General features: G+C 57.1%; 13 protein-coding genes. 9 read left to right on the forward strand and 4 right to left on the reverse strand.

Translation table 11 applies throughout. The annotated features are described in order from the left end of the window. Positions 1-3: 3 nt before the first annotated feature. Positions 4-351: an arsenate reductase (glutaredoxin) gene (gene arsC / locus DWQ09_11445; protein KAA3627771.1), complete on the reverse strand. Its 348-nt coding sequence runs from the start codon at positions 349-351 to the stop codon at positions 4-6. Between the two features lie 107 nt (positions 352-458). Between arsC and DWQ09_11450 the strand changes: the two genes are divergently transcribed. Then, complete coding sequence (locus tag DWQ09_11450; protein ID KAA3627772.1) at positions 459-782, forward strand: DUF4398 domain-containing protein; 324 nt, start codon at positions 459-461, stop codon at positions 780-782. A gap of 744 nt (positions 783-1,526) precedes the next feature. Then, positions 1,527-1,796, forward strand: coding sequence for a LysM peptidoglycan-binding domain-containing protein (locus DWQ09_11455; protein KAA3628015.1), 270 nt, complete (start codon positions 1,527-1,529; stop codon positions 1,794-1,796). A 100-nt stretch (positions 1,797-1,896) separates the two neighbouring features. On the opposite strand, the gene DWQ09_11460 is transcribed toward DWQ09_11455, so the two are convergent. Then, complete coding sequence (locus DWQ09_11460) at positions 1,897-3,519, reverse strand: hypothetical protein (protein ID KAA3627773.1); 1,623 nt, start codon at positions 3,517-3,519, stop codon at positions 1,897-1,899. A 221-nt stretch (positions 3,520-3,740) separates the two neighbouring features. Between DWQ09_11460 and DWQ09_11465 the strand changes: the two genes are divergently transcribed. After that, positions 3,741-4,028 (forward strand): acylphosphatase, encoded by a 288-nt coding sequence (locus DWQ09_11465; GenBank protein KAA3627774.1) that lies wholly within the window; start codon positions 3,741-3,743, stop codon positions 4,026-4,028. A gap of 19 nt (positions 4,029-4,047) precedes the next feature. Then, complete coding sequence (locus DWQ09_11470; protein KAA3628016.1) at positions 4,048-5,835, forward strand: type II/IV secretion system protein; 1,788 nt, start codon at positions 4,048-4,050, stop codon at positions 5,833-5,835. Between the two features lie 81 nt (positions 5,836-5,916). Here DWQ09_11470 and DWQ09_11475 read toward each other — a convergent pair whose 3' ends face one another. Both DWQ09_11475 and DWQ09_11480 read right to left on the reverse strand, forming a co-directional pair. After that, positions 5,917-7,635: a proline--tRNA ligase gene (locus DWQ09_11475; protein KAA3627775.1), complete on the reverse strand. Its 1,719-nt coding sequence runs from the start codon at positions 7,633-7,635 to the stop codon at positions 5,917-5,919. 174 nt (positions 7,636-7,809) lie between these two features. Further along, positions 7,810-8,268: a DUF4124 domain-containing protein gene (locus tag DWQ09_11480; GenBank protein ID KAA3627776.1), complete on the reverse strand. Its 459-nt coding sequence runs from the start codon at positions 8,266-8,268 to the stop codon at positions 7,810-7,812. Positions 8,269-8,554: 286 nt separating this feature from the next. On the opposite strand from DWQ09_11480, the gene DWQ09_11485 reads away from it, so the two are divergent. From DWQ09_11485 to pssA, 5 genes are all read left to right on the forward strand, one after another. Beyond that, complete coding sequence (locus DWQ09_11485; protein ID KAA3627777.1) at positions 8,555-10,255, forward strand: acetolactate synthase 3 large subunit; 1,701 nt, start codon at positions 8,555-8,557, stop codon at positions 10,253-10,255. Positions 10,256-10,258: 3 nt separating this feature from the next. After that, positions 10,259-10,750, forward strand: a complete 492-nt coding sequence (locus DWQ09_11490) for an acetolactate synthase small subunit (protein ID KAA3627778.1) — start codon at positions 10,259-10,261, stop codon at positions 10,748-10,750. 51 nt (positions 10,751-10,801) lie between these two features. After that, on the forward strand, positions 10,802-11,824 hold the full coding sequence (locus DWQ09_11495; protein ID KAA3627779.1) for a ketol-acid reductoisomerase: 1,023 nt from the start codon (positions 10,802-10,804) through the stop codon (positions 11,822-11,824). A 118-nt stretch (positions 11,825-11,942) separates the two neighbouring features. Further along, a complete protein-coding gene (locus DWQ09_11500) occupies positions 11,943-12,623 on the forward strand; it encodes a phosphatidylserine decarboxylase (GenBank protein ID KAA3627780.1) in 681 nt (226 codons plus the stop codon). Between the two features lie 72 nt (positions 12,624-12,695). Beyond that, a complete protein-coding gene (pssA, locus tag DWQ09_11505; GenBank protein ID KAA3627781.1) occupies positions 12,696-13,535 on the forward strand; it encodes a CDP-diacylglycerol--serine O-phosphatidyltransferase in 840 nt (279 codons plus the stop codon). Positions 13,536-13,643: the final 108 nt, after the last annotated feature.

The raw sequence follows: 13,643 nt of genomic DNA on the forward strand, positions 1-13,643 counted from the left end.
GGCTCAGAGCAGGTCCAACACCTTATGCGGCGGGCGTCCAATGATTGCGCGATCGCCGTGTACGATAATCGGACGTTGAATCAGGCGCGGGTGTTTCGCCATCGCCTCGAGTAGTGCATCGTCATCCATCGTGGGATCGGAAAGGCCCAATTCCCGGTATTCTGGCTCGCCGGTGCGAATCAGGTCGCGTGCGGATATTCCCAGTAACTGCAACAGGTTTTTCAGCTCGACTACGCTGGGTGGGGTATCGAGATAGGCGACGACCCGCGGGACGGTTTGATGCTCGCGGAGAAGCGCCAGCGCCTCGCGGGATTTGCTGCATCGTGGATTGTGATAGATGGTGATCGCCATGGTGAACTCCGCGGAAATTTCGATAGTTTAGAGGCAAGTGCCTGATCTTGACGCTGTATAGGGTGGGTGATAGGGTCCGTTCACCCATACTGTCACCAAGCCCGAACATGATACGAAAACAGGGCAGTCTCAACAAACGCGCATTGAGTGTGAAACGCGTCGCAGTCGCTGCCCTATGGTTGAGCGTAATGTTCGGCTGCGCGAGTGCACCCGTCCAGGAGATGAGCGATGCGCGCCAATCTATCGCGGCGGCGCGGGACGCAGGTGCAGCTCAATTGGCTCCGAAGAGTTTGAGTGAGGCAGAGCGGTATTTGGAGCAGGCCAAACAGCTTCTGGATAAAGGGTTGTTCGACCAGGCTCGGCAGAGCGCACGCACCGCCAGGGAGTTAGCGCTCGAGGCGAGACGCAAAGTGTTGGAGTCCGACCGCTAAACTGCTGGGATTGCCGACCGATATATCAAGTTGAAATTTGGTATATCAGGTGTGCTCTGGATCCTTGACTCATTGCAGGGGCGGTGCTACGGTCTGGCGAGGAAAACCGGACCAAACATCGGTTTACGGCGTATTTCGAGAATCAAGGACAAGAAATGCAGGGCACGGCGACTCGGAAATTTGCCAATGTTTGAGTACTTTTACATTCAACTCAGAATCTAACAATCTCTAAATTCGGAGCGATTCATCATGAAGATTTTCGCGGCAACAAAGTATCTTGGGCTGGGTATCCTGGTCCTTGCCATGGGGGTGGGTTGTGCTACGGCGCCGGAAGAGGCGCCACCGCCGGCTGATACTTCCAGCCAGATGGCGGATCTGAAGGCCGCTGCAGCCCAGGCGATTGCCGATGCGCGTGCCGCCGTTAACAAGGCTCGTTCGGTTGACGGCCTGTGGCCCAGCACAGAAGACGTCTTGAATCAGGCGGTCGTCGCCTACGACGCTGGCGAGTTCGAGCGTGCTGTTCAATTGGCAAACCGGGCCAGGAGCGAAGCTGAGCAGGGCTACAATCAAGCATTGCTCGAGCGCGCTAAGGCACTGCTCCAGGAAGCGAAGCAGTATGAGAGCATGATGAACGCCGATCAACTCAACACGCTACGCGAAGCCGAAGCGGCTATTGCCCGTTTTGAAGGTGAGCGTGCCTATGCGCTACTGAGTGGTCTTTTAGCCGAGTTGCGTTCGGCGATGATGAACTACACCGTCGAGCGTGGTGACAGCCTGTGGAAGATCTCCGGTAAGGATGAGGTTTACGGAAATCCGTACCAGTGGCCGATTATTTACAAAAAGAACCAGGACCAGATCAAGGATGCAGATCTGATCTATCCCGGCCAGGAGTTTGCCATCGATAAAGTACCATCGCAGAGTGAAGTGGACGCGGCGGTCAATCATGCCAAGACCCGCGGGGCCTGGTCCATCGGTGAGGTCGAAGAGTCAGACAGAGCCTATTTGGCCCGCTAATTCGGCGATTCTAAAGTCAGTTGATTGAAAAGGGGTCCGAAAGGGCCCCTTTTTTTATCTGCGTGGTAGCAAATATTGAAGCCCTCTATGGGGGAGAGGCTTATCCCTTGATGCGTTCGAAATAAAAGCGATCCAGTGAGCTGGTGGCCTCGATAAGTTTGCTGGCGCGGATACGGATCTGCCCATCGCCGGATTTGATAACCGATTCCTTTTGTGGCTGATAGATCCCATGCGGGGTTACCAGTTGCGGCGGCAGAGGGCGGTCTGCCTGGCGGATCTCGATTTCCAGTGCGGCAATTGAGCGAACCGTATCGCCGCTGGTGTCGCGAACGATAACCGGTTTCGCATGATCGGAGAGATACTGCACCCCCACATTGATCTCGTCTTCCTGCTCCTGGCTCAGCCATCGAATTACGCCAAGCAGCCAATTTTCCTGGCTGCTTGCTGGATTACGAAAAATGATCAGCTGTCCGACGCGCATCGCCGGGTTGCATGGTAGGCGCACGCTCAGAGCAACACCGCCGGTACTGTGATTGATCAGTCGCCACCGCTCCTGTTGTACGCGTATCCCGGTTGGGCGACGCATGGCGCCTGAGGTGCTTATTTCGATGGAGTCGTCTTTGTGCAGATGTGATTCGGCCGCCAGTTCCGCATCTTCTTTCAGCACTTCATGGGCCGAGTTTAGCCCGCACACGCCCTCGACCCATGAGAGGCGTTCGCGCCTTTCATGTTGGCGGGTCGGGCAGTGCCACCAGCTGAGCATCAGGTAACGCAGTACACGCACAATCTCCTGAGTCGGCAACTCCAGGTGGATACCCGCCTCTGCTGCGCGATTGCCTACCTCAAGTTCACGGATCTGATCATCAATCCACTGCGCGAGATCGTGAGTATCCAGAATCCGGTGGCGATCGGAATCAATCTCCACGGCCTCACTATTGAGGGGTTGGGGCGCGCTGGTGCCTTCGAGATCGATTAAGAACTGGCCGTTCTTGCGCGGCCCCTTTGCGGGACGTGTTATTTTTCCGAGTTCGGCCCAACGGTCGAGAAAGTCATAGACCTTCCAGGCTTCACCATTGCCAAGGTGGTAGGGGTCACTCCGCGCTGTAAGGGCTATCTGTTTATAGATGTGTGTGATGCTGGAGGAGGGCAGGCTGCTGTTTTCGTCGTCTATATAGGCGTTGTCGGCTAGCCCGTGCTCTAATGCCAATGCATACAATTGATTAAGTTCGCCCCAAACATGACTTGAGGCGGGTGCATACGAGTGAAAACTGAATAACTGCTCCAAACCGAGAAACTTGATTGCGCGCAGGATGCTGGCTTGGAGGATACGGTCGGCGGATCTGATACCGCCTTCGGCCATCCTGTCGGTAACCACTATCTTGAAGGCAAAGGAGAGTTCCCGTGCTAACCGGCTCAGCGCCGCCAATGATTCATTGGCCTTGCGGCTCTGACGTACAGCGATTCCGGCACGTAGGAGTCGTGATTGAAGTTGGATCAGTTTGCGAAAGGTCTGGCGATAAAGTTCGACCAGCGGAAGACGTACCTGGGGTGTCAGGCGTTGGCGATTGAGGGCGGCAAGCTCTTCGCTGACTATACCGCAGGTTTTGATCGGATCGGTGTACGGCAGCTGTTCTAGAAAGCGGCGCAGTTCTGTGGGCCTGGTCTCAATGCGCGGGTCGGGCAGATCGTTGCGCGTCGGTATCGTTAACTTTATTTGCGTCATGCTAAGACTATAGGCCCAATGGCAACTGTGACTGCGGGGGATGGTACTGGATTTAGAGTGGATTCCGCCGCATTTTCCCTCACATGGGGCTACTTTAGCCAGCTTCCAATGCCTGCGCCATACCTCGGTGGCGATGGAGGCTGGGAGCCTGGACACTGCAGGTCGAAGTTGAGGATACTCATGAGCGGGATTTCTGCCTAGACATTAGGGTGTAGAAAACCATGGCCACATCTGAATCGATTTGCCGGCGCTACTTCGTTGGCGGCAAGGTACAGGGTGTCTGGTTTCGTTCTGCGACGCGCGAGATCGCTTTGGAATTGGGGCTTTCCGGCTACGCCCGTAATCTCGCAGATGGTCGCGTTGAAGTGCTCGCATGTGGCGCACGGGAAGCGCTGCAGGAGTTGGAAGTTTGGCTATGGCGGGGGTCGCCTGCAGCAGTGGTAGCGGAAGTCACGCCCGAAACGGCAGATGGCGCGGAAGTAATCCCCGGGCGTTTCGCGGTCCTGTAGAGGAGGAAACAGTTTGGCGGTGCATGGAAAAAAGGCGTTAGAAACGCCGGATCGTAAGCTGAAGCTTGGCGAGATCGTCGAGACCCTGGTAAAGGAGGGTCTGGTCGCCGATGCTCAGGCACAGCAACTGTATGCCAGGACAACCAACAGCCATTTGAACCTTCACCCCCTGGTGGTTATTGCCGATCAGGGCTGGACGCTACTTGGTCATCCGGGACGCAAACTGTCTTTGGAATATCTGACGGAGTGGCTTGCGCAGCATAGCCACCTGCCCTACTACCGTATCGATCCACTGAAAATCGACGTTGCCAAGGTCACGGCGGTGATGTCGCATGCCTATGCTGCGCGGTTTCGAATTCTGCCGGTGGAGGTGGAGCGCGAGGCGGTCGTGATTGCCACCGCCGAACCCCTGGTTCGTGAGTGGGTGAAAGAGCTTACCCATGTCCTGCGCTGCAAGGTACGTCGGGTGGTAGCGAATCCCGCTGAGATCACACGCTATCTCGATGAGTTTTACGGGCTAAGCCGCTCGATCAAAGAGGCCGTGTCCGAGAAGGGCGCGGAGAGCCCGGTCGGTATCACCAATCTGGAGCAATTGGTGGAGTTGGGGCGCAGCGGCAAGCTTGATGCCAATGACCATCACATCGTCAGTATCGTGGATTGGCTGTTGCAGTACGCATTCGAGCAGCGAGCCAGCGATATTCATGTGGAGCCACGCCGCGATGCCGGCAACATTCGTTTCCGTATCGATGGTGTCCTCCATTTGGTTTACGAGATGCCGGTCCCGGTGATGGCGGCGGTCACCAGTCGCATCAAAACGCTGGGTCGTATGGATGTGGTGGAACGGCGGCGCCCCCAGGATGGACGGGTTAAAACCCGCACGCCCAAAGGCAACGAGGTGGAACTGCGGCTTTCCACTATGCCGACCGCATTCGGTGAAAAACTCGTGATGCGGATATTTAATCCCGATGTTTTGGTGCGCGACTTCCGGCAACTCGGTTTTACCGAGAGCGCGGTCGCCACCTGGAATGCGATGACCCGTCATAGCCACGGAATCGTCTTGGTTACCGGCCCTACCGGTTCGGGTAAGACGACTACGCTCTATTCCACACTGAAGCAGCTGGCCAAACCCGAGGTCAACGTCTGCACGGTGGAAGATCCCATTGAGATGGTAGAACCCAGCTTCAATCAGATGCAGGTCCAGCACAATATCGGTCTCGATTTTGCCAGCGGGGTGCGTACCCTGCTGCGCCAGGATCCCGACGTGATCATGGTGGGCGAAATACGTGATCTGGAAACAGCGCGCATGGCCACGCAAGCCGCACTCACGGGGCACTTGGTGCTCTCGACGCTCCACACCAATGATTCGATTTCTGCGATAACGCGATTAATGGAGATCGGTGTACCGGCCTACCTGATTCGCGCGACGTTGCTCGGGGTAATGGCCCAGCGCCTCATCCGTACCCTCTGCCCGCACTGCAAGCAGGCGGGTGAGTTGGATGCAGCAGCCTGGAAGGCACTGACCGCAGGCAGCATGCAGTCACATCCGACCTCCATCATGCAACCGGTCGGATGCGATGAGTGCCGCCATACAGGCTATCTGGGGCGACACGGCATCTACGAGATGCTGCCCATATCATCGAAGCTCAAAGGCATGATTCAGAACGATTTCAGTCTGCGAACCGTCAAGCAGCAGGCGTTGACGGAGGGTCTGCGGGAGTTACGGATCGCCGGTGCGCTGAAGGTCGCCGAAGGGCTGACGACGCTTGAGGAGGTATTCAAGGTTGCGGCCCCCGCGGAGAACGACTGAGGCTGCAGGTTGACCTGATTGCGCCCCGCGAAGGTGGTCATCCAGCATTGTCTGGTCGCGACGCAACACTGGCGATTCCTGTCATGCGTTCAATCGCTCGCGAATGAAGTCGATGATGCCGTCCAGTGCCACATCCGTGCTGGTATCGTCCTGGCGTCCCTTGTATTCGACAAGGCCATTATCCAATCCACGCTCACCCAGCACTACACGGTGGGGAATGCCAATCAACTCCATGTCGGCAAACATAAACCCGGGGCGCACTTTGCGATCGTCGAAGAGGACTTCGAATCCGGCCTCCTGTAGACGTTGATAGAGGGCGTCGGTCGCCGCCATCAGGCGCCCGGATTTGTGCATGTTCATCGGCAGCAGCGCGACCTGAAACGGTGCAATAGGCGCTGGCCAGCAGATTCCTTTGTCATCGTGATTTTGCTCAATGGCTGCGGCGACCACCCGGCTTACGCCAATACCGTAGCAACCCATCAGGAGCGTCCTGTCACGTCCCTCTTCATCGAGCACTGTGGCCCCCAGCGCCGAGCTGTACTTGGTGCCCAGCTGAAAGATATGACCCACCTCGATGCCGCGGGCGATGGAGAGCCGGCCTTTGCCGTCAGCGCTCGGATCTCCGGCCACCACGTTGCGCAGGTCCGCCACCTCGGGTAGCGGGACATCGCGTTCCCAGTTAATGCCGAAATGGTGTTTATCATCGATATTGGCACCCGCGCCGAAGTCGCTCATTACCGCCACCGCGCGGTCAACAATCAGCGGCAGAGGAAGGTTTACCGGGCCCAGGGAACCGGGTCCGGCGCCAATGGCTTCGCGTATCTCCTGCTCGTCAGCGAAACGCAGAGGGATCGCCACCTGGGATAGTTTCTCCGCTTTGATTGTGTTCAGCTCGTGATCGCCACGTACCATGAGCGCCACCAACGGTGGATCACTCTCTTCCGCAGCCGCGACGATCAGGGTTTTGACCGTCTTCTCGATCGGTATCCTGAATTGCTCCACGAGCTGCTGAATGGTTTTGGCGTTTGGCGTGTCGACCAGTTGCATGGTTTCCGAGGGTGCCGCTCGTTCCGCGTGGGGTGCGATAGCCTCGGCCAACTCGACATTCGCCGCGTAATCGCTGTTGTCGGAGAATGCGATGGCATCTTCGCCGGAATCCGCCAGTACCATGAATTCGTGGGAAACAGCGCCACCGATGGAACCAGAATCGGCGCTCACCGGCCGGTAGCTCAGGCCGCAACGGTTGAAGATGTTGGAGTAGGCCTGGTGCATCACCCGATAGGTCGCCTCCAGCGAGGCTTGGTCGAGATGGAAGGAGTAGGCGTCCTTCATCAGGAATTCACGGGCGCGCATCACGCCGAAACGGGGTCGGATTTCGTCGCGAAACTTGGTCTGGATCTGGTAGTAGTTGAGAGGAAGTTGCTTGTAACTGCTGATTTCCCGCCGCACCAGATCGGTGATGACCTCTTCGTGCGTGGGGCCGAAGCAGAAGTCGCGATTATGACGATCGCGAATGCGTAAAAGCTCGGGCCCATATTGTTGCCAGCGGCCCGATTCTTCCCACAGCTCGGAGGGCTGCACAGCCGGCATGGAGAGCTCCAGTGCCCCTGCTTGGTCCATCTCTTCGCGGACGATGGTTTCTACCTTGCGCAGCACGCGCAACCCCAGGGGAAGCCAGGTGTAGATGCCAGCGGCGAGCTTGCGGATCATGCCGGCACGCAGCATCAGTTTGTGGCTGACGATCTCAGCGTCGGCGGGGGTTTCTTTAACGGTATTGAGTGGGTACTGGGAGACTCGCATGAACGTTGCTCTTTCCTTGCGGTGCTGTCTGAATGAACAAAGTGAGGGATTGTAACGGCATGCCGTTAGCGGGGTCATCCGTGGCGAGTGGGCGAGGAACGAAAAGAGACCTTGGGCGACGCCGGCATTTGTGCCCGAGGGCGGAACAGGGCAGCGAAAATCGTGTGTTGCGGATCAGTTGCAGTTCTTCTCGATCTGCGCGCGAGCCTCCTCCATCTTTTCATTGCGCTCCTCTTCGGTCATCACCGTAATATTGCCCTCGCTGTCACGGACTCGGCGGTTGGTGCGGATCTCAAGGTTGGCCAGGTTCTGTCGGGCCGCTTTGCATACGGTTTCTCGACGCTCCGTCTCAGCGTCGAGTCTGGTCTGTTCTTCAGTACTTTTCTTGCGCTGATCTTCAATGGTTTTGAGCCGATTCTGGATCGCCTCCGAACGCTGGCGACCCTGTTCGGTACCCCCGGTAGGCGCACTAAGCGTGCGAATACGGCTGCCGCGGTCTTTGTTGCTGGCCGGGGGCGGTGTCTCGGTGTAGTGCACGACCCCCTGGTCGTCGACCCAACGGTAAATCGCAGCCTGCGCCACAGTGGAAATGGCGATCCCGGCTGCCAGTAGTACCCCTATTGCCACACGCATAATGCCTCCCCCGCTGCGTCCTATCGGCTGTTGGCACTATAGCGGCATTGATGCTCGAGGGGGAAGGATCGTGATCGCAGAATGGCGTCAGCGGTTGATAAATAAAGGCTTTCAGCCTTGACGCGCTGCAGCGATGCCAATATAAGTAACTCCTTTATCTCACAGATCGCGCGAGGCAGTGGGGCGTGGGGGTTGCCCCGGCTCGCCGGGCACATGAGCCGATCTGCGTCTCTTTTGCGGTGGTACCCGGCCACCGTCCGGAATCCCGGTAGAGGAGTTGACTCTCGTGGAACTGAGTGGTGCCGATATCTTCGTCCAGTGCCTGAAAGACGAAGGAGTGGAGCATATCTTTGGCTATCCTGGTGGAGCGGTGCTGCATCTGTACGATGCCTTGTACGCCCAGGAAGATGTCAAACACATTCTGGTGCGTCACGAGCAGGGCGCGGTGCACGCGGCCGACGGGTATGCCCGTTCGACCAACAGGGCCGGCGTCGCGTTGGTTACCTCTGGGCCGGGCGCGACCAATGCCGTGACGGGTATTGCCACGGCCTACATGGATTCGGTTCCCCTGGTCGTGTTTACCGGTCAGGTGCCGACGAGTTTGATCGGCAATGATGCCTTCCAGGAGGTGGATACGGTTGGCATCACACGCCCGTGCGTGAAGCACAATTTCCTGGTGAAGGACGTAAAGAATCTGGCGGAAACCATCAAAAAGGCGTTTTATATCGCCAGCACGGGCCGCCCTGGCCCGGTAGTGGTCGATATCCCCAAGGATGTGACCGACCCCAACATCAAAATCCCTTACCACTACCCTAAGAAGATTACGATGCGCTCCTACAACCCGGTGGTGAAGGGGCATTCGGGACAGATAAAAAAGGCGGTGGATTTGATGCTCGGTGCCAAGCGTCCGATATTCTACACGGGCGGCGGTGTGGTGTTGGGCAATGGCACCAAGGCGTTGACCGAATTGGCCCGGCTGCTGAGTTACCCCGTCACCAATACGCTGATGGGTCTTGGCGGCTACCCCGGCAACGATAAGCAGTTCCTGGGCATGCTGGGCATGCACGGTACCTACGAAGCGAATATGAGCATGCACCACTGCGATGTGCTGATCGCGGTGGGTGCACGATTTGACGACCGCGTGACCGGCAACGTCAAGAAATTCTGCCCCGAAGCAAAGATCATCCACGTCGACGTAGACCCATCGTCGATTTCCAAGAACGTAAAGGTGCAGGTGCCCATCGTCGGTGAGGTGGAGAATGTGCTGCGCCAGATGATCAAGATGATCAAAGAGACCGAACGGCGCCCCGATCCCAAGGCGATCAAAAAGTGGTGGGAGCAGATCGAGGAGTGGCGGTCAAAGGATTGTTTGAAGTTCGATCGTGGCAGCGACGCGATCAAGCCGCAGTTTGTGGTCGAGACACTCTATAAGGTAACCAAGGGAGATGCCTTCGTTTGCTCCGATGTCGGGCAGCACCAGATGTTCGCCGCACAGTTCTACAAGTTCAAGGAACCCAACCGCTGGATCAACTCCGGCGGTCTCGGCACCATGGGTTTCGGTTTGCCGGCGGCAATGGGTGTCCAGCTTGCACATCCCAAGGAAACCGTGGTCTGCATAACGGGCGAAGGCAGTATCCAGATGTGTATCCAGGAACTGTCGACCCTGCGCCAGTACAGTCTGCCGGTCAAAATCGTCAATCTGAATAACCGCTATCTTGGCATGGTGCGCCAGTGGCAAGAGTTCTTCTACCAGGGACGCTATGCCATGTCGTATATGGATGCCCTGCCGGATTTCGTGAAGCTGGCGGAAGCCTATGGGCATGCCGGCATTCTGGTTGAGAAACCTGGCGATGTTGAACCGGCCTTGAAAGAGGCGATGAAGATAAAAGATCGGGCGGTATTTCTGGATTTCATCACCGACCAGAAAGAGAACGTCTACCCGATGATTCCGGCGGGTGCAGGCCTTAACGAAATGATTCTGGTGTAGATCATGCGGCATATCATCTCGATACTTCTGGAAAACGAATCTGGTGCCCTGTCCCGCGTCGCGGGCCTGTTCTCGGCACGGGGATACAATATCGAATCGTTGTCGGTGGCGCCCACCGAGGATGCCTCGCTATCGCGCATGACCCTGGTTACGCGTGGCGACGATGCGATCATCGAGCAGATCACCAAGCAGTTGAACAAGCTGATCGACGTGGTCAAGCTCACCGACCTCACCGAAGGTGTGCATATGGAACGCGAAATGATGCTGGTGAAGCTGCATGCCGACGGCGAGATGCGTGATGAACTCAAGCGGCGTTCCGATATTTTTCGCGGACGCATCATCGATGTAACGGACACCACGTACACTGTTGAACTTACCGGCGCCGGAGATAAATTGGATGCCTTTCTCAACGGTCTTCAGGAAGAGTTGATCCTGGAAGTGGTCCGCTCCGGCGTGATGGGAATCGCGCGGGGTGAGAAGAGCCTGCATGCCTAGTGGCGTAGCGGCGCTGATTTCAGTTCACAGCCAAACCGAGGAAAGCAACCAATGGCGATGAAGGTTTACTACGATAAGGACGCTGATCTGTCCATCATCCAATCAAAGAAAGTGGCCATTCTTGGCTACGGTTCGCAAGGCCATGCCCATGCGAACAACCTGCAGGACTCCGGTGTTCAGGTAACGGTCGGTTTGCGTGCCGGGTCCGCATCGGCGGCGAAGGCCGAGAAGGCCGGGCTCACCGTAAAACCGGTGGCGCAAGCCGTCGCCGAAGCAGATGTGGTGATGGTATTGGTTCCCGATGAGCACCAGGCGCGGCTTTACCGTGAAGATATCGCTCCGAATATCAAGCAGGGAGCGGCATTGGCGTTCGCCCATGGCTTCAATATCCACTTTGGCCAGATCGAGCCGCGTGCCGATCTGGATGTGATCATGGTTGCTCCCAAAGGTCCCGGACACCTGGTGCGTTCGACCTACAAGCAGGGCGGCGGTGTGCCGAGCCTGATCGCCGTTGCGCAAAACGCCAGTGGTCAGGCCAAGGAGATTGCGCTTTCTTACGCGAGCGCGAATGGCGGCGGTCGTTCCGGTGTCATCGAAACCAATTTTCGCGAAGAGACCGAAACCGATCTGTTCGGTGAACAGGCTGTGCTCTGCGGCGGTGCGACGGCACTGGTTCAGGCAGGATTCGAGACCCTGGTCGAGGCCGGCTATGCCCCGGAAATGGCCTACTTCGAGTGCCTGCATGAATTGAAGCTCATTGTCGATTTGATGTATGAGGGCGGTATCGCCAACATGCGCTACTCCATCTCCAATACGGCGGAGTACGGCGATCTGACGCGCGGTCCACGCATCATTACCGAGCAGACAAAAAACGAGATGCGCAGGATTCTCACCGAGATACAGACCGGTGAGTTTGCCCGCGAGTTCATTCTGGAGAATCAGGCGGGTGCGGCAACTCTCAAGGCCAAGCGCCGCATCGGTATGGAACACCAGATCGAGGAAGTGGGCGGTCGGTTGCGCGATATGATGCCCTGGATCAAGGCGGGCAAGATCGTCGACAAAACCGTCAACTGACGTCGTTCAGCCCCGATTACGGGTTGGGTGACTGGCGAAAAGATGGACATGGCGTACCAGGCACGGGGTGAGCTTTCACAGCTCACCCCGTCTTATTTAAGCTACATTGTCTAGTGGCATGGAGGGTCCACGGCAAAGAATGATCGCGCAGGAAGGGTGGCCATTGATCGGTGGATTGGTGGTCATCGCCGGACTGCTTGGCTGGTACGTGGACGGGTTAGTGGCACTACCGCTTTGGGCCCTGACGGTGATGGCCTTGTATCTGTTTCGTGATCCCCCGCGCACGCGTCCAGCTCTGCCTCTAGGGGTTCTGAGCCCGGTGGACGGGCGGGTTGAAGCTGTCGACGAAATTCGCGACCCCTGCCTTGATCGGAATGCTGTGCGGATTCGACTTTGCATGTTTGGTACAGGTACCTACAGCGTGCGTGCGCCGATCGAGGGTAAGGTGATGCAGCGTTGGCAGGACAAGCTGATCGCAAATCGCTGTGAAGACGGCGATAATAACGACGAATTCGATGATTACGGTATCTGGATTCAGAGCGACGAGAAGGATGACATTGTATTGTTGATACCGGGAGGACTACCCTTTCGGCATCCGCGGTTCTACCCCAACACCGGTGACCGGATCGGTCAAGGGCAACGCTGTGGTTTTATCCGATTCGGCTCACGTGTCGATCTGTTATTGCCGGTTACATCGAAGATCGCTGTGCAGGCGGGTCAGCGGGTTAGCGGAGGAGAATCGGTACTTGGCAACTTGGTCCACGAAAAGCTGAATGTGGCCTCGCCGCAAACCAACTAACACCGGTGTTCTATTACACATTTCCGGGCGGACTGACGTGAGCAGACGAGGGGTTGGATCTTGAGCGCATCTATGCCGGAGCAGGTGGAAAAACCCAAACGCAGCCGCGGTATCTATCTACTGCCCAACCTCTTTACGACGGCGGGCTTGTTCGCCGGCTTTTACGCCATTGTTGCCGCGATGAAGGGCCATTTTGAGCCTGCAGCCATTGCCATTTTTGTCGCCATGATCATGGATGGCTTGGACGGGCGGGTGGCACGACTGACCAATACCCAGAGCGAGTTCGGAGTTCAGTACGACAGCCTGGCAGACCTTGTTTCCTTTGGTTTGGCGCCGTCGCTGGTGGTTTATCAGTGGGCGCTCTCGGGATTGGGCAAACCGGGTTGGTTGGCAGCTTTCATCTATGCGGCGTGTACCGCACTACGTCTCGCCCGCTTCAACACCCAGGTCGGCATTGTCGACAAGCGCTATTTTCAGGGACTGGCGAGCCCCGCCGCTGCGGCTGTGCTTGCGGGGTTGGTGTGGGTCGGCGCTGAATATGAGATCGTGGGGCATGATATCGGCATCGGGGTGTTGGTCCTCGCCATCCTGATTGGTTTGTTGATGGTCAGCAATATCCGCTACCACAGCTTCAAGGAACTCGACCTCAAGGGCAAAGTCCCTTTCGTAGCCGCAGTGGTTATTATTCTGGTGTTCGCGGTGATATTCATGCAGCCGCCCGAGGTGTTGTTCAGCGTCGCGCTGGTGTATGCCATTTCCGGGCCGGTGTTGACCTTGGTGCAGCTTCGCCGTCGTCGTGAGGAGCGCTATCACGTTGATAAGTCTCCTGCGGTGGCCGATTCGAAGGAGGCTGAGAAAGCGGCGTCAGGGGAGAAGATTACGAAGGTGTCCGGGGTTGGCAAAGAGGAATAGTAGGGTTATAGTCGGAAGGCACTCAACGCTTGATACGCACTATGTCACTTACAAACACAATGCCGATTTCGCAACATGCAGCCGTACCTGCGGGCGGCTCGGTGTTGG

Source organism: Pseudomonadota bacterium (assembly GCA_008501635.1).
In the GTDB taxonomy this organism is placed as follows: domain Bacteria; phylum Pseudomonadota; class Gammaproteobacteria; order QQUJ01; family QQUJ01; genus QQUJ01.

Coding starts and splice junctions, on each gene's coding strand:
- DWQ09_11475 (KAA3627775.1), bottom strand. CDS start 7,635: ATGCGAGTCTCCCAGTACCCACTCAATACCGTTAAAGAAACCCCCGCC.
- arsC (KAA3627771.1), bottom strand. CDS start 351: ATGGCGATCACCATCTATCACAATCCACGATGCAGCAAATCCCGCGAG.
- DWQ09_11480 (KAA3627776.1), bottom strand. CDS start 8,268: ATGCGTGTGGCAATAGGGGTACTACTGGCAGCCGGGATCGCCATTTCC.
- DWQ09_11455 (KAA3628015.1), top strand. CDS start 1,527: ATGAACTACACCGTCGAGCGTGGTGACAGCCTGTGGAAGATCTCCGGT.
- DWQ09_11495 (KAA3627779.1), top strand. CDS start 10,802: ATGGCGATGAAGGTTTACTACGATAAGGACGCTGATCTGTCCATCATC.
- DWQ09_11490 (KAA3627778.1), top strand. CDS start 10,259: ATGCGGCATATCATCTCGATACTTCTGGAAAACGAATCTGGTGCCCTG.
- DWQ09_11500 (KAA3627780.1), top strand. CDS start 11,943: ATGGAGGGTCCACGGCAAAGAATGATCGCGCAGGAAGGGTGGCCATTG.
- DWQ09_11460 (KAA3627773.1), bottom strand. CDS start 3,519: ATGACGCAAATAAAGTTAACGATACCGACGCGCAACGATCTGCCCGAC.
- pssA (KAA3627781.1), top strand. CDS start 12,696: ATGCCGGAGCAGGTGGAAAAACCCAAACGCAGCCGCGGTATCTATCTA.
- DWQ09_11450 (KAA3627772.1), top strand. CDS start 459: ATGATACGAAAACAGGGCAGTCTCAACAAACGCGCATTGAGTGTGAAA.
- DWQ09_11465 (KAA3627774.1), top strand. CDS start 3,741: ATGGCCACATCTGAATCGATTTGCCGGCGCTACTTCGTTGGCGGCAAG.